This is a genomic window from Pseudoalteromonas sp. KG3 (assembly GCF_030436385.1).
GTDB lineage: Bacteria > Pseudomonadota > Gammaproteobacteria > Enterobacterales > Alteromonadaceae > Pseudoalteromonas > Pseudoalteromonas prydzensis.
Genome location: NZ_CP098523.1, coordinates 2,113,930 through 2,131,884 on the forward strand (window position 1 = coordinate 2,113,930; position 17,955 = coordinate 2,131,884).

The following is a 17,955-nucleotide window of genomic DNA, read 5'->3' on the forward strand; positions in this document are numbered from 1 at the left end:
TCACAACCTTACCGGTTTTATATCTTTACTACATAAAATGTCAGTATTAATTGTCGTCAACTCTTGATTAGTTTTTAAACCTGTACACCAATCGACTATTTGCTTAGGGATATTAGCCCCCGCCAAATGTGAAAATGGGTACTGACCGCCAAATCGTGCGTTAAGCTCTAGCACATAAAACTCATTATTTATTTCTAAGCAATCAGAATCTAGAATAGCACTATGACCTAATGCTGATGATAAACGTTGTCCAATTGCTGACAATTTATCATTTTTGATGGTGATAGCTTGATCTGTTTCACCTGAGCGCATAGCCAACTTTTTCTTGCAAAATGTTGTTACGTAGTTTTTTTGTAGGTCATTAACAACTTCAATACCGTATTCATCACTGGTAATGCACTGCTGAATTAATATTGCTTGGTCGATATCGGCGCTCGACTCAAATTTTAAATAAGATGATTCAATTTCATTGCGTACCTTTTTATAAAGTACTTTCAGCTCTTCTAAATTATCGGCTTTATAAATACCAATTGAGCCCATACCCCAACGCGGTTTAATAATGACAGGGTATGCAAGCTCTGTATTATTAAGGGCTGTAACAGCCTCTGCAAATGAGATATAGGTTGTCGGTGTATTGATATTATGCTGAATTAAAAACTGATAGGTTTTCCATTTGTCATTACAAATATCAATCACTTCGGGGTCAGAAACAATAACATCAACACCAATGTCTTTAAAACGCTGTTTGTTTTTAGCTAATATAGGTAAGTCGATATCAAAAAGTGAAATAAGCACTGTAATTTTATTTTTTATACAGTAGTCAATTAAAAAATCTATGTATTCAGCCGAGTATATTTGTGGTGTTAATGTAAACGCATCCGCTTGTTGTAATGCATATGTTTCTATGCTATTTGCAGCAAATACTTTACCGTTTAACGGTTTGAGTGCATCTTTAAAATAGTTAACGAGGTAGCTTCTGCGCCCTACTGAGGTTAATAATATATTCATATTTGCTTAGTCGCCATTAAGTTCAATAATCCACCAGTGTGCCAAAAAAGTACATTACTACCCGGCTTCACTTTTCCACTTTTAATATACTGTTGCATACCATACCATCCCTTACCTGAGTATGTGGGATCGAGTATGATTCCAGTCTGTTCAGCCACGCTTTTAATTACATTTAACTGCTCAGGGTGAGTTTTTTCATACCCCCCTGCAATAAATTTATCATCAAATATTATATTTTCTGATAGTTGAGTATCTAACCCGTTTTCTTTAACGAACTCTAAAACAGAATGGCTGATCGCCTCTGTGCCGCGAGGGTTTTGCCGAGCAACACTAATACCAATAACCTGAGTCGCTAAATTTATTTTTTTAAATCCTACATGTAACCCAGCTTGGGTTGCACCAGTACCACTTGCATGAAAAACAAAATCAAAGTGTTGCTTAGCTTGTGCGTGCGCTTCAAATGCAGCATCGTAAAATGCTTGCGTGCCCTCTAAACAATGCCCGCCCCCCCAAATATAAAATGGCTTTAAGCCTTGCTTTGCATGCTCAGCCATTTCAGCGTCCATTACTTTTGCAACATCAGCCATGTCACAATAGACTATTTTGACACCAAGCAGCTGCAATAATTTGAGATTACCATTAGACTCACTCGGCTCAGAGGCGTGGATCACTATTGTGCATGTAATACCCAACTCTTTACAACGTATTGCTGTGGCTCTTACGTGGTTTGATTGTGCACCTCCACAGGTTACAACTGCATTACAACCGTCAGCTATGCATTTAGCTAAAATATATTCCGCTTTACGACCTTTATTACCACCACCAGAAATGGGGTATAAATCATCTCGTTTTACGAACAGGTTCACACCCAAATAGCTAATTTTTATTAGTGGCGTTGCTGTTAACCTCATAATAACTCTAATTCCATTTTTAAACCTTTAATGCAACTATTTTCATAATTAAATTCATTAATAACTTTAAACCCCACTTTTTTATATAAATAACTAGCGGGGCTATCGGCTCTAACGGTGAGTGATAGGCTATTAAATTGCTTAGATTTTAATTCTGCAATAGCAAGTTCAAGTAATCGTTGACTTAACCCCTGGCCCCTAGAGTTTGGTAATATAGCAATAAATGGACAAAAGGCTATTTTACTCTCTAGATCGTTCATATACACAGCGATTGCACCCACCAACTGGTTCTGCTTATATACTCCAAAAACAGTTGCAACCTTTAGTAACTTTAAAGCATATTGCTCTAAGTTGACTCGTGATGACAATGTAGGTGAAAAGTCAGCATCAACTTCGTTTAAAAGCTTAAAAAAGGGTGTAAAGTCGCCCTCATTTAATAAATTAACCACAAATAACCTCTATAACTTTCATTTGCTCTTCTTCTGCTAAAGCATTATGAATGGGTATACACAATACTTGCTCTGAAATTGATTTAGCATTAGGAGTACTGCTAACGTAGTCCTTATAAAGCTCAAACTGGGTTACTAATGGGTAAAAATAACGTCGAGCAAGAATGTTATTAGCCTGCAGCTTTTCAAGTAACTCATCACGATTTAAACCAAACTCTGCTTCGTTAATTAAAATAGGGTAATATGAATAGTTCAATTCTAGGGTAGGGTTATTATCAAGTGTTTTAATACCAGCTATGTTACTAAATACCTTATCATAGTTGTTGGCAATGAGTTTACGTTTAGCTATTGACTCGTCAATTTTGGTTAAAGCAACAAGCCCAAAAGCAGCTTGTACTTCGTTGAGTTTTGCATTCATTCCACAAACACTTATTTGTGTTTCAGACTCAAAGCCAAAGTTTTTTAATTGATCTAACCTTTGCTTTTGTTCTAGCGTTTTACAAACAACCGCTCCGCCTTCTATAGTCGAGTAGGCCTTGGTTGCATGAAAACTTAAAATAGATAAATCACCATAATTTAGCACTGACTGATTGTTTTGTTTTACTGCAAATGCATGAGCAGCATCATAAATAACTTTTAAGCCATGTTTTTGAGCGATCGCGTCAATTGCAGCATCATTACACGGCGTACCATACACGTGAACAGGCAAAATAGCCGAAGTTTTCTCGGTTATAGCCGCTTCAATTTTTGCCGGATCGATATTAAATGTAGTAGGGTCAATATCAACAAAAACCGGGGTTAGGTTATTCCACTTTATTGCATGAGCGGTTGCGACAAATGTGTAAGGCGTTGTAATTACTTCCCCCGTCAGTTCTAGCGACTGCAAAGCGGTTATAAGTGCCAATGTCCCGTTAGAAAACAAACTTATATAAGGTACATCAAGGTAGTTGCATAGCTCATCTTCAAGCTGTTGATGGTAATGGCCGCTATTAGTTAACCATTTACGTTGCCAAATATCTTCAAGATAGGGGGTTAATTCATCTAAAGGCGGTAACAGTGGTGAAGTGACTGTTATTTTATCCATTTTTTAATTCAACCTTTTTTCTAAAAATCACATGTAAAATTTGTGTATATAAATCGTTTGCTGTCCAACGAATTAAAACTAAGTAAATCAGAGGCATCACAGTTAGGTTAATACCTAAGTGAACGGCTGGGTTTGAGATATAGTTTGTTGCCACATACCAAGATACAATATAAGTAAGTAACCCACTAAATATTACACAACCCCAAATGGGGAGTAATGCGACCAACTGTTTAGTTGTTTTTAAACGACTAAACCGACCTGTATAAAAAGAATTAATAAAAAACGCAATGAACGAATGGATTAATAAGCCAATACACATAGCTTTGACCCCTAGGGGTATAGTAATAACTAGCATAACTGTTATTAAGCTTTTTTTAATAATCTCTAATTTTAAAAATATATCTGAGCGACCTTTGACTTTCAGCAAATTTAAATTTATTGCATGAATTGGGTAAAGCATAAAAGCCAAACTCAAAATAGTAAGTAATTCTGCCGCAGGTAACCACTTGGCTCCAAGTACCACATTAATAAATGGCTCTGCTGAAATGCTCAATCCCGCCATTAGAGGGAACACGACCAACGCAGCAAGTCGTAGTGTTAGTAGATACGTTTCTTCAAACTTATTAACATCATTCTGAATATTGCTTAGCATGGGGTAAGTAACACGCTGTATTACTGTAGTCATTGTCATTGCAGGCATTAGAGATAATTGATTCGCTTGAGTAAACAAACCAACTTGAGTCGCACTAAATTGCTTACCAATTATAATTTGGTAAATGTTTTTGAATACAGTGTCAATGAGTGATGCAGCTAATAACTTAGAACCAAAACCAAATAAGTAATTAAAAGACTTTTTACTAAACCCCGTTTTTGGCAACCAAGGATGAAAAACATTTAATAAGATAACCAAAAGCAGCGCATTCGATAATGCCTGACCTACCAAAGCCCACACACCGTAGTCTAGTTCAGCCATATACAAGGCCACCCCACTGCTGATAACAACGCTGAGTAATGACGCTTTAGCCTGTGTTTTAAAATCCATAGCAATAGTTAACTTAGTTCTTTGTACAATTGCAAAACTATTTATAACAATAGTTAATGCAAGCACCCTCATTAAATTAACTAATTCAGGCTGTTCATAAAATTTAGCGACACTAGGTGCCGCAAAAAAGAGAATTAAGTAACAAAATAAACCAACTAAGATATTAAAGTAAAAGGCTGTTGAGAAATCCGCTTCCTTGCGTTCTGTATAGCGAATCAAAGCAGCCGTAAAACCACTATCGGTGAAAACCTGGCTTATGGCTATAAACACGGCTAACATACCCACTAAGCCAAATGCATTTGGCCCTAACAACCTTGCCAGAAACAACATAACTATCAATTGAATGGCTTGAGTAGCTAATCGCTCAATAGCGCTCCATTTCAAAGCATTTGTAGAGGATTTCATATATTTTTCAATAAATCCGCTAAATAGCCACCATAGCCATTTTTAGCCATTAGCTTAGCTTTTACTGCCACCTCGTCAGCCGTTAGCCAGCCATTGTTAAACGCAACTTCCTCTAAACACGCTATTTTATAGCCTTGGCAGCGTTCAATGGTTTCTACAAATTGTGCTGCTTCAAGTAAACTTTCATGCGTCCCTGTATCTAGCCATGTAAAACCACGCCCTAACATTTCAACATTAAGCTTATTTTGCTTTAAATACATTTCATTAAGGCAAGTGATTTCTAACTCACCGCGATGCGAAGGCTCAACTTGTTTTGCCAGTTCTACAACTGAATTATCGTAAAAGTAAAGCCCTGTTACCGCAAAGTTCGATTTCGGTTTAGTGGGTTTTTCTTCAATAGAAATCGCTTTTTTATTTTCATCAAATTCAACTACGCCAAAACGCTCAGGATCTTTAACTTGATAACCGAATACTGTTGCGCCTTGGCCCTCTTTTGCATTTTGCACTGCATGCTTAAGCTTACTAGTAAAGCCTTGACCGTAAAAAATGTTATCGCCTAATACTAGGCATACATCGTCATTGCCAATAAAGTCTTCACCAAGTATAAAAGCTTGTGCTAGCCCATCTGGGCTCGGTTGTACCGTATAACTAAGCTCAATACCAAATTGTGAACCATCACCCAGCAAACGTTTAAAAGAATCGCAGTCTTCAGGGGTTGTAATAATGAGTATTTCACGAATACCCGCGAGCATTAAAACAGATAGCGGATAATAAACCATCGGCTTATCATAAATTGGCAATAACTGTTTTGATACACCCATAGTGATAGGGTAAAGACGAGTGCCAGAGCCACCGGCGAGAATTATTCCCTTCATATTGTTTCACCTGTAAAGCGTGAAGTGTGAGGTGTTAAGTGTGAAGTGTTTTTACTCTTCCCACTTATCTCTTCGCTATTCACGCTCAATACCTTACTATTTAATATCATTTTTCTTTCCTTGCTTTTAAGCTGTTAATTAACCCACCCAATTGAGCAAAGGTGTTTTCTATTAATTCTGCTGTTGTTTTATTTAATGGTGCAAATCCGAGACGGTTAGCAATTTTTAATTGGGTTTGCACTTCACTTAATGAGCCTCTAGCTATATATAGAAAACGTATAAATTCAGCATCACTACCCCTAGCTCCGCCCTCAGCTATATTACTGGGTACAGATACAGCAGCTCTGCGCAACTGGTTAATTAAACCAAACCTTTCATCGTTTGGATAGCTAGCTGTTTCTTTATAAATTGCTTCCACTAAATCCATACTATATTGCCAAGCTCTTAAATTTTCGTGAGTGCGCATAGCTCCTCCCTTTACTTTTGAGTATTAGATGTTGTGAGGTGGAAGCTGTTTTTACTCTTAACCCTTAACATTTTGTGAAGTGTAAAGGGGGAGGTGTGAAGTGTGGTGTTTTACCCTTCACTCTTAACCCTTCACTCTTAACCCTTCACCCTTCACTCTCTATCCCTAATCGCTCTCTTTGATACGAGCCATCTTGTACATTTTGGCACCACGTCTGATTATCTAAATACCATTGCACTGTTTTACGAAGTCCTGTTTCAAAGGTTTCAACTGGTGTCCAGTTTAACTCTCGTTGCATTTTACTTGAGTCAATCGCATAGCGTCTATCGTGACCAGGGCGATCGGTTACGTATGTAATTAGAGAAGAGTAAGTTGTTAAGGGTTTTCCATCTTTACACTTTACATCTCTCGCTTCACTTGACGCTAGTTCATCTAGTATTTCACAAATAGCTTGCACAACTTCAATATTTTGTTTTTCGTTATGTCCGCCAATATTGTAGGTTTCACCTACTTTACCTTCAGTCACTACTTTATATAAAGCACGGGCGTGATCTTCTACGTATAACCAGTCACGTATTTGGTCGCCTTTACCATAAATAGGTAAGTCTTTACCCTCAAGTGCATTTAAAATCACTAATGGTATTAATTTTTCAGGGAAGTGGTAAGGGCCATAATTATTTGAACAGTTGGTTACTATAGTAGGAAAACCATAAGTTCTTAACCAAGCTCGTACTAAATGATCGCTTGACGCTTTGCTTGCTGAATACGGGCTACTTGGGGCGTAAGGCGTTTGCTCAGTGAATAAGGGTAAATTTTGTGAGGTGTGAGGAGCTAAGTGTAAAGAGTTTTCACCCTTCACATTTCCCGCTTCACCCTTCACATCATCAGGATGCGGTAAATCCCCATACACTTCATCTGTAGATATATGATGAAAGCGGAAAGCATTTTTAGCATTAGTATCTAATGTATTCCAATACTCGCGAGCAGCTTCTAACAGAGTGTAAGTACCAACGATGTTGGTTTGAATAAATTCCGCAGGGCCAGTGATCGAACGGTCTACATGGCTTTCTGCGGCTAAATGCATTACAGCATCAGGGGTGTGCTGTTTAAAAACACGGTCAAGCTCTGCTCGATTGCAAATATCAACTTGCTCAAATGTATAGCGGTCGCTACCTTCAATAGACTCAAGAGACTGTAAATTACCAGCATAAGTTAGCTTATCTAAGTTTATAACTGAGTCACTGGTGTTTTTAATAATGTGGCGAATAACAGCCGAACCAATAAAACCAGCCCCACCTGTAACGAGAATTTTCACAATCAATCCTTTATTAGTTTTAAAATCAGAAATCAGAAATCAGAAATCAGAAATCAGAAATCAGAAATCAGAAATCAGAAATCAGAAATCAGAAATCAGAAATCAGAAATCAGAAATCAGAAATCAGAATAGCGTTTTTTAGTTACGCTACTGTGTCAAATAATATCTAGGTTCTAGGTTCTAGGTTCTAGGTTCTAGGTTCTAGGTTCTAGGTTCTAGGTTCTAGGTTCTAGGTTCTAGGTTCTAGGTTAATCAGTTTAAAAACAGCTACGGGCTTTGTGCAACGAGCAGCAAGCTAATTAATCTAGCAAAAACAATTTTTACCACCGAGGCGCTTCGCTGCACTGAGAAGAGAGAAAACAAATCTCTTTTGTTTCCTCTGTGAACTCTGTGTTCTCTGTGGTGAACCTTTTACTTTTTCGCTTAAAAACGCGGGATAAACCCGAGCCTACAAAACAATTTTTACCACCGAGGCGCTTCGCTGCACTGAGAAGAGAGAAAACAAATCTCTTTTGTTTCCTCTGTGAACTCTGTGTTCTCTGTGGTGAACCTTTACTTTTTCGCTTAAAAACGCGGGATAAACCCATGCCTACAAAACAATTTTTACCACCGAGGGCACCGAGTCGCTTTGCTGCACTGAGAAACCATTCGCGGCTAAAGCCGGCTCCTACGTTTTAAGACATAGGTGCTAGGTTTTAGGATCTAGTCTCTTTCCTAATACCTTTAATCTAGTACCTTTAGTCTTCGAGGCCTCTGTGGTGAACCTTCCTCTTTTTCGGGCCAAAGCCCGACCTACATAAACCATTTACACAAAAATAAGTGCGCTAGGGTAAACGAGAAGAGATTAACGCATGCTTTACAAAATCTCTTAACGCAATGTCTCACATTCAAATTTTTACGTGTTCTTAATTACAATTGCGCGACATAAAGCCCCGCCTACATTTGAAGCCAAAGGTTTTAGGTGCTAGTTACTTCCCTAGCAACTATTTAACTCTTTTGTCGCGATATAAAATCGCTGCTACATTTTACTTATCCGATTTATATTCGTAATTGTAGTAACCGTAATAGCCGTAGGCGTTACTGGCTTTTTTTAGTACGCCGTTGAACACTACACCTTTAACGTCGGTGCCGTTTTGTTCAAAACGGTTACGGGTTAGTTCTATTTCTTTAATATGGTTTTGGCCAAAGCGGGTTACTAATAACGTAGTACCAGTGTGAGCACTTACAATTGCAGGATCTGTTACTGCAAGAATTGGTGGCGTATCTACAATTACTATATCGTATGCTGCGCTTACTTCTTCCACTAGCTTGCTAAAGTTACTGTGCATTAATAGCTCTGATGGATTTGGTGGTATTTGCCCGCGGGTAATCACGTTCAACCCTTCAACCTGAGTTTGCTTAGTTACTTGCTCAAGGTTTAAACGCCCTGATAAATAATCACTCAAGCCGTCATCCCACTTTAAGCCAAATTGAGTTTGTAAGTAGCCTTTGCGCATATCGGCATCGATGATCAGTACTTTTTTACCGCTTTGCGCCAATACTGCGGCTAAATTTACTGATACAAATGATTTACCTACGCCAGGGCTTGGGCCTGAAATAGCAATTAGGTTATTTTTCGCTTCCATCATCGCAAAGTGTAAGCTAGTACGTAAGCTGCGCAAAGCCTCAATTGATAAATCGGCTGGGTTATCAAGGGCTAATATTGATTTAGCTTTATTATTACCTTTACGGGCTTTACCAAACCCGGTGAGTTTTTCTTGGTAATCCGAGTACGGGACGCTGGCGTAAACAGGCAAGCCAATTGCCTCAATCTCATTTGGATCTTCAACGCCTTTATGCATAGCTTTTTGCACCAATACAATGGCCACCGCTAACATGCCACCCAGCATTGTCGCCATTACCACAATTAAGGCTTTTTTAGGTTTCACTGGCTTTGAGGTATTAACTTCAGCGTAGTCAATAATACGCACATTACCTACAGTGCCGGCACGTACTATGTCGAGTTCTTGGGTTTTGCTAAGTAGTAACGTATAAATCTGGTTGCTTACTTCAACATCGCGTTTTAACCGCAGCAGCTCTTGTTGCGTCTCTGGTAGATTACCTACTTCACCAACCAGTTCTTTACGCTGTTCTTTTACTGCATCAACCTGCTCAACTAAGCCTTGGTAAGTGGGGTGATCTTTTTTAAACTTACGGCCTAATTCTAAGCGTTTTAGTTCGAGCTCTTGTAGTTTAGTTTCAAGCTTAACTACTTGCTCAAGCACGCCTTGGGTTTCAAGGGAAATATTAATAGATTGGCGCTGAATTTGGTAATCGTTAAAGCGTTGCTCGGCAAATTCTAACTGCTTTTTGATCTCTGGTAGCTGTACTTCTAAAAACTCGAGTGATTTTTGTGCCTCTGCGCTGTTGCGCTCTACGTTACGGCGTACATAAATACCCGCTACTTTGTCAAGTACTTTTTCAGCATAATGTGGTTTTGCGCTTTGCAAGCTCAAGTTAATAATACCGGAGTCTTTACCCTTTTCACTGGCGCCAATGGCGGCTTGTAAATCTAAAATAGTGTTTAAGCGGTCTTTACGTACTAGGGTAAACTCGGTACCAGGGCGCGCAATTAAACTGCGTACGGTTAAATTAAATTGGCCGTTAGTTAGCTCTTGGCCTACTTTACCTTTTAGTATTACTTCGTCTTCACCGTTTAGCAAAGTTAAGCTATTAGCCTCACCAGCTACTAGTACAAACCCTTTACCAATCGCAGAGCTTGGTACATCAAACCTAAATACATCAATGCTCTCACCGCCCCATGCATACGAGCTTGCCCCAAAGCTAGGTTCAGCAAGCCCACCTTCAGTCATTGGTGTAAAGGTGCGGTAAGCACGGCTACCAATAAATGGGAATAGCTTTGGCCCTGCAACTACATCAAGGTTTAGTGTATCTACTGCTTCACCGATTACTGAGCGTGATTTTAACAGTTCAATCTCTGTAACAGCAGCCGATGTACTTTCGAACATACCGGCCATGTCATCAAAACCAGGGACCGAGGCACTGCCTTTTTCCACTTGGATCATCGCGGTTGCTTGGTATACGGGTGTTGACAATACCGCATACACAACCCCCATAACCATGAACGCAGCTGTTAAAGCAATGATAAAATACTTACGATCAATTAATGCACCTAATAATGCAATTAGATCGATTTCTTGGCTTTCTTGTTCTATTCTATTTTGTTTTTTTTCTGCCATAGCAGTGGGCTGAGCATTCATGTACTAGCCTATCCTTATAAATACTTTTGCCAAGCGCTACAGGCGCTATCGATTAATGTGTAAACATGCTCAAAGGCCTCTTGGCTTTGGCGGTAAGGGTCGGGTATTTCTTTATCGCCAATCCACTTACCTAGCAAAAAGGTTTTGCCGCGGGCTTCAGGGTAGCGGGTGCATAAGTCGCTTAGGTGGCGTTGTTCCATCACTAAAATAACACTATTTTGCGCAACTAAACTTGTGCTAATTTGCCTACCTTGATGCTCACTCATGTCAATACCATTAACGGTAGCAATTTGCTGCGCAACTGCGTCAGCAGGTTTGCCTTCAAGGGCGGTTAAACCCGCCGACGATACCGCTACGTTTTTACCTACTAATTTATTTTTTAATACGTATTCAGCCGTAGGGCTGCGGCAAATATTGCCCGCACACACCACTAATACAGAATCAAACATCTTTTATTAACCCTTAATTAGTGTTAGCTACATCGTTAACCGCATCAACTGTAGAAATTGATGGTAATAGTAAACTAATTACACGGTTCCAACGAGCAAGCGGTGCAGAGGTTACATACACAATATCGTGTGGTTGTAGTTCGAATTGTTCAGCAAGTACCAACGCCGCTACATTTTTTGCATGCAGCTGATATACATCGGCAATAACACCGTCGGTTTCAAAGTTACGTTTACGTAGTACAAACACACCATTGGCATCGGCGGTGTTTTCGTTTAAGCCCCCTGAATCACTAAGCGCTTGCGCCAAGTTTAAACCATAACGATTAACCCCAACTGTACCTGCGCGTTTAACATCACCTAATACAAACACTTTTTGTAAATCGTTGCGATTTACGTGCACTATATCACCGTGTTGTAGTAAACGATTTTGCGAAATATCACCATGGGCATAAAAATCATCAAGTTTAATAATTTCGGTTTTATCACCACGGGTAAAAGTAACGGTACGCCAATCAGCCGCCGCGGTTAAACCACCGGCTTGGTTTAAGGCATCAATCAACGTGAGTGGCACTTCTGTAACAGGTAATACACCAGGTTTATTAACTTCGCCCGTTATATAAGCTTTTTGGCTTCTAAAACCAACAATTTTTATATCAACTTGCGGATCTTCAATCACTCGACTTAAACGCTTAACTAACTCTGCATGTATCTGTTGTACAGTTTTACCTGCTGCTTGAATATTTGGTGCATATGCATAGGTAATTGTACCGTCGGCTTGCACGCGAAAACCATCGAACTCAGCAGTACGTTGCACTGCTGCTGGAATAGTTAGTTCAGGATGATCCCATACACCAATGGTTAACACATCCCCCACACCTAAACGGTATTCGTAATCAGATGCATCAATACCATCAAGGCTTGAAGGCTTGATATTTTTTGCTTGAGAAAGTTTTTGCTCATTAATAAGTGAAGAATCGATGATTTGAATATTTACTTTTTCAAGGTCTTGTTCTAGGTTTTTTGTTTGTTCACCCGATTCGATTCCTTCGAAATGGCTACCGGGGATGATTGTACAACCTGTCATTGTTAGCAACGTGAGTGATGCTACAAGTGTTTTATAGCTTAGCGCCATTGTTTATTCCCAAAATAATATTAAATTCTAAAACTTTCAGCTTAGTTATTGATATGTGCTGTTATATTTTCGCTGGCTAATTAAAGCATGGCTACCCTTGCTTCGCAAGGTTGACTGCACGTTTAGTGTGCAACCAGTTAACTTTTTTGTTAATTTAGTTAAAAGGTTCTAGGTTCTAGGTTCTAGGTTAAAGTTCACCTAAACAAAACCATTTTTTCACAAAGAGAAGTAAATGAGCGTAAATGAGAAGACAAAAATATATTTCACTTCCCTAGAACCAGTACTAATCCCTTTAATCTCTACCTCTGTGCTCTTCGTGGCCTCTGTGGTGAATTAGTTTACTTAATTTTTTACCACCGAGGGCACCGAGGCGCTTTGCTACACAGAGAAGAGAGAATACATATAAAATGAATCTCTTTTGTTTCCTCTGTGAGCTCTGTGTTCTGTGGTGAATTTTTTACTTTTTCGTTTAAAAACGCGATATAAAATCGCTGCTACAAAAACCACTTTTTTGCACAAAGAGAAGTAAATGAGTGGAAATGAGAAGATAAAAATATATTTCACTTCCATAGCCCCTAGTCTCTTTCCTAGAACCTAGTTCCTTCGCTTGCACCTCATCAGCGCAGCGCCTCTTAACCTCTTTGTGAATAAATCACTTAAAAATTTTGCTTGTCTAGTCCTTCGGACACGCTTCCGCCCCTAGGTTGCAGTTCCTACGTTCTGGTCAGTTTAATTCAAATTGTAAAATACAAAACCTTTCGCGGTAGCAAGCTACTCGCCTACAAAACTGTTTTACCACCGAGGGCGCAGAGATGCTTCGCTGCACCGAGAAAACACTTATAAAACCCTTAGGGCTAACTTCTTATCCCTTCTTCTGTGATCTCGGTGTTCTCTGTGGTGAATCTTTTACTTTTTCGCTTAAAAGCGCGGGATAAACCCGAGCCTACAAAACAATTTTTACCACCGAGGGCACCGAGTCGCTTTGCTGCACTGAGAAACCATTCGCGGCTAAAGCCGGCTCCTACATTTGGAACCACAGGTACTAGGTTTTAGGAGCTAGATCCTAGAACCTTTGTCTTCCTAGCTCCTAGTCACTTCCCTTTAACCTTTAACCTACTTTTCTTACGTCGCTGTTATCTACGCTCATCTCTATTTGTTTGTTGAGCAGGTTTACCAACAAAATGCTGCGCATGTCGCCGTCGGGCTCTTTAAATATTGCTTGTACGTCTTTAAACGAGCCGTTATTTAGGCACACTAAATCACCGGGCTGCGGCAAGTTATTACTATCTTGAGTTAGCTCGAAATTTTTTAATTCGTTGATAAGTTGTTCTGGAACTAATTGATACGATGCGCCATACGACACAAAACCACTAATACCACGGGTATTTTTTACCGCAGCAAAGTTGCCGGTGTGAGGATTTAAGCGAACAAATAGGTAATTAGGAAACACTGCAGATTGCTTAAAAGTGCGACGACCTTTAATTAGCTGCTGTTTTTGTAGCTGAGGAAAAAAAGCTTCAATCCCTTGGTTTTGCAAATTAACTTGGGCACGTGCTTCTTGCCTCGATTTACAAAATAATAAGTACCAACTATCCATATCAATCCCTAAAATACTGACTTTTTGCCTGCTAATTATTTTTATTCTTCTACAGACGGCAGGGATTATACGTGCGACTTTAGGCTGATGTCTATAAAAACCCCATTAAAAGTTTTCATGTTTAATGGGGCTATATATGTTTAGTATTTTGCGATGTTAAATTTATCCATGAAGTAATGACTGAATAATTTTACTGCACGCATTACCATCACCATATGGGTTATGCGCAACGCTCATTGCCTGATAAATAGCACGATCAGAAAGTAATTCAGAAACTGCACCTACTATTTTAGATACATCAGTTCCAACAAGTTTCACTGTCCCTGCATGTACAGCTTCTGGTCGCTCAGTAGTATCCCTCATTACAAGTACTGGCTTACCTAAACTTGGGGCTTCCTCTTGAATTCCACCAGAGTCGGTCAATATTAGTGTTGATTTATCCATTAGATATACAAAAGGTAAGTAATCTTGTGGTTCTATTAACTTTACATTTTCTAACCCTGCTAATAAGCGGTTTACTGGCTCTTGTACATTTGGATTTAAGTGCACCGGATAAACAAAATTATACTGTGGATATTGCTTAGCAAGCGTAGCTATGGATTCGCAAATACGCTCAAACCCACCGCCAAAGCTTTCCCTTCTATGCCCAGTAATTAAAACGAATGGTTGGTTTGTTACGCTAGCAAATTGTGCCTTAAACTGCGTTTGATACTCAGTTAAGTTTAATACATCGTGTTTTACTTTTAATAGCGCATCAATAACAGTATTACCCGTCACAACAATATCGCTTTGCTTTACATGCTCTCTTAGCAAGTTATTGGCTGACCCCTGCGTTGGCGCAAAATGACGATTAGCTATCACACCAGTAATGGTGCGGTTAGCCTCTTCTGGCCATGGGCTATATATATTACCTGTACGCAACCCTGCCTCAACATGCCCCACTTTAACTTGCTTGTAAAATGCAGCCATAGAGGCTGCGAATGTTGTTGTTGTATCACCATGAACCAAAACCCAGTCAGGTTTAAAGTCATCAAGTACATCGCGTAAGCCAAGTAATATTTTGCTGGTGATGTCGTATAAATCTTGCCCAGCTTTCATAATATTTAAATCGTAATCAGGAGTAATTTTAAAGAGCTCTAACACCTGATCTAGCATTTCTCGGTGCTGAGCAGTAACACACACTTTAGCTTCGATCCCCGGTGCGTTTTCTAAGCCTAAAACTAAAGGGGCCATTTTAATAGCTTCAGGGCGAGTACCAAATACAGTTAAAACTTTCATTTACTTTCCTAAACATAAAAGCCCACCAAGTTTTTGGCGGGCTTTTAATTTTATAATAGTGTTATTTAAAAAATACCACGGCTATCTACAATTATTTTTTTAGCCACATGTTCTTTTGGTATAGCTTTGAATTCTTTGTGGTCAACCAATACTGCCAATGTATTACTACGAGCTAATGCCTGTTCAATAGTAACAAGCTCAACACCTAGCTTAGTTAAAGACTCAGGCAAAGCATGAATATTTGGTTCTACTACAAGTATTTCAGCTAACTTTAGCTCTGCCAACATTTTAGTTATATCTAATGCTGGGCTTTCGCGTAAATCATCTATATCAGCTTTAAAAGCAATACCTAAACATGCAATAATTGGTTTTTTAAACTGATCTGCCGCATCTATAATTTGCTTCAATACATAGTGTGGTTTGCTATCGTTTACTTCACGTGCTTGACGGATCAGCTTTGCAGTGTCAGGCGCTGAGCTGACAATAAACCAAGGATCAACCGCAATACAATGCCCACCAACACCTGGACCGGGATTTAAAATATTAACCCGAGGGTGGCGATTAGCTAACTTGATTAATTCCCAAACGTCGATATTTAGTTTATCGCAAATCATCGAAAGCTCATTAGCAAATGCAATATTTACATCTCTAAATGAATTTTCGGTTAGCTTTGCCATTTCGGCTGTACGAGCATTAGTTAGCAAGCATTCACCTTTAACAAATATTTTATAAAGCGCTACGGCTTTGGTCGAGCAAGCTTCTGACATTCCACCAATAACACGATCATTTTCTACCAGCTCACGTAATACATGCCCTGGTAAAACTCGCTCAGGGCAATGAGCAACATTTATGTCAGCATTACTTCCCGCGGTTTGAGGAAATGTTAAATCAGGTCTGGCTTCAGCTAGCCATGCTGCAAGCTTTTCAGTTGCACCTACTGGGGACGTAGATTCTAAAATAACTAAGTTGCCTTTTTCTAGCACCGGTGCAATTGATTTAGCAGCCGATTCTATATAACTTAAATCAGCTTCGTAGTTATCTTTAAATGGAGTTGGTACTGCAACCATAAAAACATCCGCTTTTTCGGCCTGAGTGGTTGCTTTTAAATTACCAGCCTGAACAGCACTGCGTACAACCATGTCTAAATCTGGTTCTACAATATGTACATTACCAGCATTAATTGTATCTACAGCATGTTGGCTCACATCAACACCAATTACATTGATCCCGCGCGATGCGATAACAGCTGCTGTTGGTAAGCCAATATAGCCAAGACCAACCACTGATACACTTTTAAATTCCATCATGACTCCAAACGGGTAAAATTGCCGAGCATTATAACCTAATTCAACGCTTAAATGCCAAAATAAATACGCAAGTAATACCATGTAAGAAAAGAGGATACTTAGTTCGTATTGTTTGTATTATATAGTTATTACACATAAAAAAACCTAAGCCCAGATTGTTACCGAGCTTAGGTTAAATTTATACATATTAAAGAATCAAGACGCTAAATTAAAGTTTATACATTTTATAAAAACACTCACACCAGTTATCAGGGCGGGAGCATACTTTGATTAATTTATAATCCAAAAGATATTCTCGCCCAATAATCATCACTCAAGCTTGCCCTTTTTGATTTTGCTACGTTGACTTGGGGCCCCGCATTCGCATTGCCTCAAAATGTTCATTACAAAGCGCCTAAATAAAGCGAGGTTTTCAACTGCCCCCTCTAACGCTATTCTTCACTCATCTTCTTTGAAAACAGCATATAAAACATAATTTTGACTATTTTCAATACGCCAATGTTGCCGTATATAATGCCCTTGCATTTTGTGTTTAGGTGACATTGAACTTATGTAATACGACGTGTCTATACTGCACTTATTCTTTATTGTTCTGTACCGTTCAACTGCGATTATACTTCTTATTGTTGGCCACTTCTGGGCAAGCTCTGTCGGCAGGTTCGCTTTTAATTGATAGACGTAGCGCTCTTCTTTACGACCATGGATTTCTTGCGTAATGTGTGTGACGACTTTTTCTTTATGTGCATCAAATACCGCTTGAAATGCATTCGATACAGCCCCATACAATTTGGGTTGATTTTTCTTAACCGGAATAACAACATGTGCTTTTTTTATCTGAAATTATTTCGAGTGTTTCGTGTTGGCAATGAAGTGCATCCATCGTGATGACACTTCCTTTTACATCAAGTATATCAAGCATTTGACGAACAACACTTATTTCTCCGTTTTTTGTTTTTGTCGGTTTTTGACTCAATACTAACCCTCGCTCAGTATCGTACGCAGTTACTAATTGCAGCGCTGTTTTTCTATCATTTAGATAAGAGCCGCGTAGCATCTTTCCATCAAAGGCAATGATGGGTTTATTTAATGACTGACGCTGTTCATTTAACCACAACGCTAAAGCGTCTAATAGAGACTCAGCAACAACACTGCGTAGTATACGTGCTATCGTATGCCGACGAGGGATACCATGCTTAAAAGCTCGATATTGTCTGAGCCATGAGAGTTTTTCATCGCCATAAATTTCAATATCTTGCCATCCCTCCCCTGAGGATATGGCTTTAATTATCAAGAACATAACATCAATTAAATTATGTTTTTGGTTGTATCAGAACGCGTTTATTCAATAACAGTAAGGTGGTCTAAGATGCTCAAAAT

At 39.1% G+C, this 17,955-nt stretch carries 14 protein-coding genes and 1 pseudogene; all 15 read right to left on the minus strand.

Annotated elements, in window-relative coordinates; genetic code table 11:
* On the minus strand, nucleotides 1-1,008 hold the full coding sequence (locus NDQ71_RS10000) for an ATP-grasp domain-containing protein (protein ID WP_301561550.1): 1,008 nt from the start codon (nucleotides 1,006-1,008) through the stop codon (nucleotides 1-3).
* Nucleotides 1,005-1,919, minus strand: coding sequence for a 1-aminocyclopropane-1-carboxylate deaminase/D-cysteine desulfhydrase (locus NDQ71_RS10005; RefSeq protein WP_301561551.1), 915 nt, complete (start codon nucleotides 1,917-1,919; stop codon nucleotides 1,005-1,007). Before NDQ71_RS10005 ends, NDQ71_RS10000 begins: the two co-directional genes overlap by 4 nt.
* Entirely contained in the window at nucleotides 1,916-2,368 is a 453-nt protein-coding gene (locus tag NDQ71_RS10010; protein WP_301561552.1) for a GNAT family N-acetyltransferase, read from the minus strand. Before NDQ71_RS10010 ends, NDQ71_RS10005 begins: the two co-directional genes overlap by 4 nt.
* Nucleotides 2,361-3,452, minus strand: coding sequence for a DegT/DnrJ/EryC1/StrS aminotransferase family protein (locus NDQ71_RS10015; protein ID WP_301561553.1), 1,092 nt, complete (start codon nucleotides 3,450-3,452; stop codon nucleotides 2,361-2,363). The genes NDQ71_RS10010 and NDQ71_RS10015 overlap by 8 nt, the downstream gene beginning before the upstream one ends.
* Complete coding sequence (locus tag NDQ71_RS10020; protein ID WP_301561554.1) at nucleotides 3,445-4,899, minus strand: lipopolysaccharide biosynthesis protein; 1,455 nt, start codon at nucleotides 4,897-4,899, stop codon at nucleotides 3,445-3,447. The genes NDQ71_RS10015 and NDQ71_RS10020 overlap by 8 nt, the downstream gene beginning before the upstream one ends.
* Nucleotides 4,896-5,774 (minus strand): glucose-1-phosphate thymidylyltransferase RfbA, encoded by an 879-nt coding sequence (gene rfbA / locus NDQ71_RS10025; RefSeq protein WP_301561555.1) that lies wholly within the window; start codon nucleotides 5,772-5,774, stop codon nucleotides 4,896-4,898. Before rfbA ends, NDQ71_RS10020 begins: the two co-directional genes overlap by 4 nt.
* A gap of 106 nt (nucleotides 5,775-5,880) precedes the next feature.
* Nucleotides 5,881-6,240 carry a four helix bundle protein gene (locus NDQ71_RS10030; protein WP_301561556.1) on the minus strand — a complete coding sequence of 120 codons (360 nt, stop codon included), beginning with the start codon at nucleotides 6,238-6,240 and terminating at the stop codon, nucleotides 5,881-5,883.
* 145 nt (nucleotides 6,241-6,385) lie between these two features.
* Nucleotides 6,386-7,555 (minus strand): dTDP-glucose 4,6-dehydratase, encoded by a 1,170-nt coding sequence (locus tag NDQ71_RS10035; protein WP_301561557.1) that lies wholly within the window; start codon nucleotides 7,553-7,555, stop codon nucleotides 6,386-6,388.
* A 1,025-nt stretch (nucleotides 7,556-8,580) separates the two neighbouring features.
* Nucleotides 8,581-10,815 carry a polysaccharide biosynthesis tyrosine autokinase gene (locus tag NDQ71_RS10040; protein ID WP_301561558.1) on the minus strand — a complete coding sequence of 745 codons (2,235 nt, stop codon included), beginning with the start codon at nucleotides 10,813-10,815 and terminating at the stop codon, nucleotides 8,581-8,583.
* Between the two features lie 14 nt (nucleotides 10,816-10,829).
* Complete coding sequence (locus NDQ71_RS10045) at nucleotides 10,830-11,264, minus strand: low molecular weight protein-tyrosine-phosphatase (RefSeq protein WP_192542882.1); 435 nt, start codon at nucleotides 11,262-11,264, stop codon at nucleotides 10,830-10,832.
* Between the two features lie 13 nt (nucleotides 11,265-11,277).
* Entirely contained in the window at nucleotides 11,278-12,396 is a 1,119-nt protein-coding gene (locus tag NDQ71_RS10050; protein ID WP_301561559.1) for a polysaccharide export protein, read from the minus strand.
* A 1,108-nt stretch (nucleotides 12,397-13,504) separates the two neighbouring features.
* Nucleotides 13,505-13,993 carry a transcription/translation regulatory transformer protein RfaH gene (gene rfaH / locus NDQ71_RS10055; protein ID WP_301561560.1) on the minus strand — a complete coding sequence of 163 codons (489 nt, stop codon included), beginning with the start codon at nucleotides 13,991-13,993 and terminating at the stop codon, nucleotides 13,505-13,507.
* 162 nt (nucleotides 13,994-14,155) lie between these two features.
* Nucleotides 14,156-15,271, minus strand: coding sequence for a non-hydrolyzing UDP-N-acetylglucosamine 2-epimerase (gene wecB, locus NDQ71_RS10060; RefSeq protein WP_301561561.1), 1,116 nt, complete (start codon nucleotides 15,269-15,271; stop codon nucleotides 14,156-14,158).
* A gap of 65 nt (nucleotides 15,272-15,336) precedes the next feature.
* On the minus strand, nucleotides 15,337-16,575 hold the full coding sequence (gene wecC, locus NDQ71_RS10065; protein ID WP_301562668.1) for a UDP-N-acetyl-D-mannosamine dehydrogenase: 1,239 nt from the start codon (nucleotides 16,573-16,575) through the stop codon (nucleotides 15,337-15,339).
* A 278-nt stretch (nucleotides 16,576-16,853) separates the two neighbouring features.
* Nucleotides 16,854-17,952: pseudogene (locus tag NDQ71_RS10070) on the minus strand (ISAs1 family transposase).
* Nucleotides 17,953-17,955 lie beyond the last annotated feature (3 nt).

What these genes read in the sequence shown, in the direction of transcription:
- NDQ71_RS10045 (WP_192542882.1), bottom strand. Translation starts at nt 11,264, where the DNA reads ATGTTTGATTCTGTATTAGTGGTGTGTGCGGGCAATATTTGCCGCAGC.
- wecC (WP_301562668.1), bottom strand. Translation starts at nt 16,575, where the DNA reads ATGGAATTTAAAAGTGTATCAGTGGTTGGTCTTGGCTATATTGGCTTA.
- NDQ71_RS10050 (WP_301561559.1), bottom strand. Translation starts at nt 12,396, where the DNA reads ATGGCGCTAAGCTATAAAACACTTGTAGCATCACTCACGTTGCTAACA.
- rfbA (WP_301561555.1), bottom strand. Translation starts at nt 5,774, where the DNA reads ATGAAGGGAATAATTCTCGCCGGTGGCTCTGGCACTCGTCTTTACCCT.
- NDQ71_RS10040 (WP_301561558.1), bottom strand. Translation starts at nt 10,815, where the DNA reads ATGAATGCTCAGCCCACTGCTATGGCAGAAAAAAAACAAAATAGAATA.
- NDQ71_RS10030 (WP_301561556.1), bottom strand. Translation starts at nt 6,240, where the DNA reads ATGCGCACTCACGAAAATTTAAGAGCTTGGCAATATAGTATGGATTTA.
- NDQ71_RS10000 (WP_301561550.1), bottom strand. Translation starts at nt 1,008, where the DNA reads ATGAATATATTATTAACCTCAGTAGGGCGCAGAAGCTACCTCGTTAAC.
- wecB (WP_301561561.1), bottom strand. Translation starts at nt 15,271, where the DNA reads ATGAAAGTTTTAACTGTATTTGGTACTCGCCCTGAAGCTATTAAAATG.
- rfaH (WP_301561560.1), bottom strand. Translation starts at nt 13,993, where the DNA reads ATGGATAGTTGGTACTTATTATTTTGTAAATCGAGGCAAGAAGCACGT.
- NDQ71_RS10005 (WP_301561551.1), bottom strand. Translation starts at nt 1,919, where the DNA reads ATGAGGTTAACAGCAACGCCACTAATAAAAATTAGCTATTTGGGTGTG.
- NDQ71_RS10015 (WP_301561553.1), bottom strand. Translation starts at nt 3,452, where the DNA reads ATGGATAAAATAACAGTCACTTCACCACTGTTACCGCCTTTAGATGAA.
- NDQ71_RS10020 (WP_301561554.1), bottom strand. Translation starts at nt 4,899, where the DNA reads ATGAAATCCTCTACAAATGCTTTGAAATGGAGCGCTATTGAGCGATTA.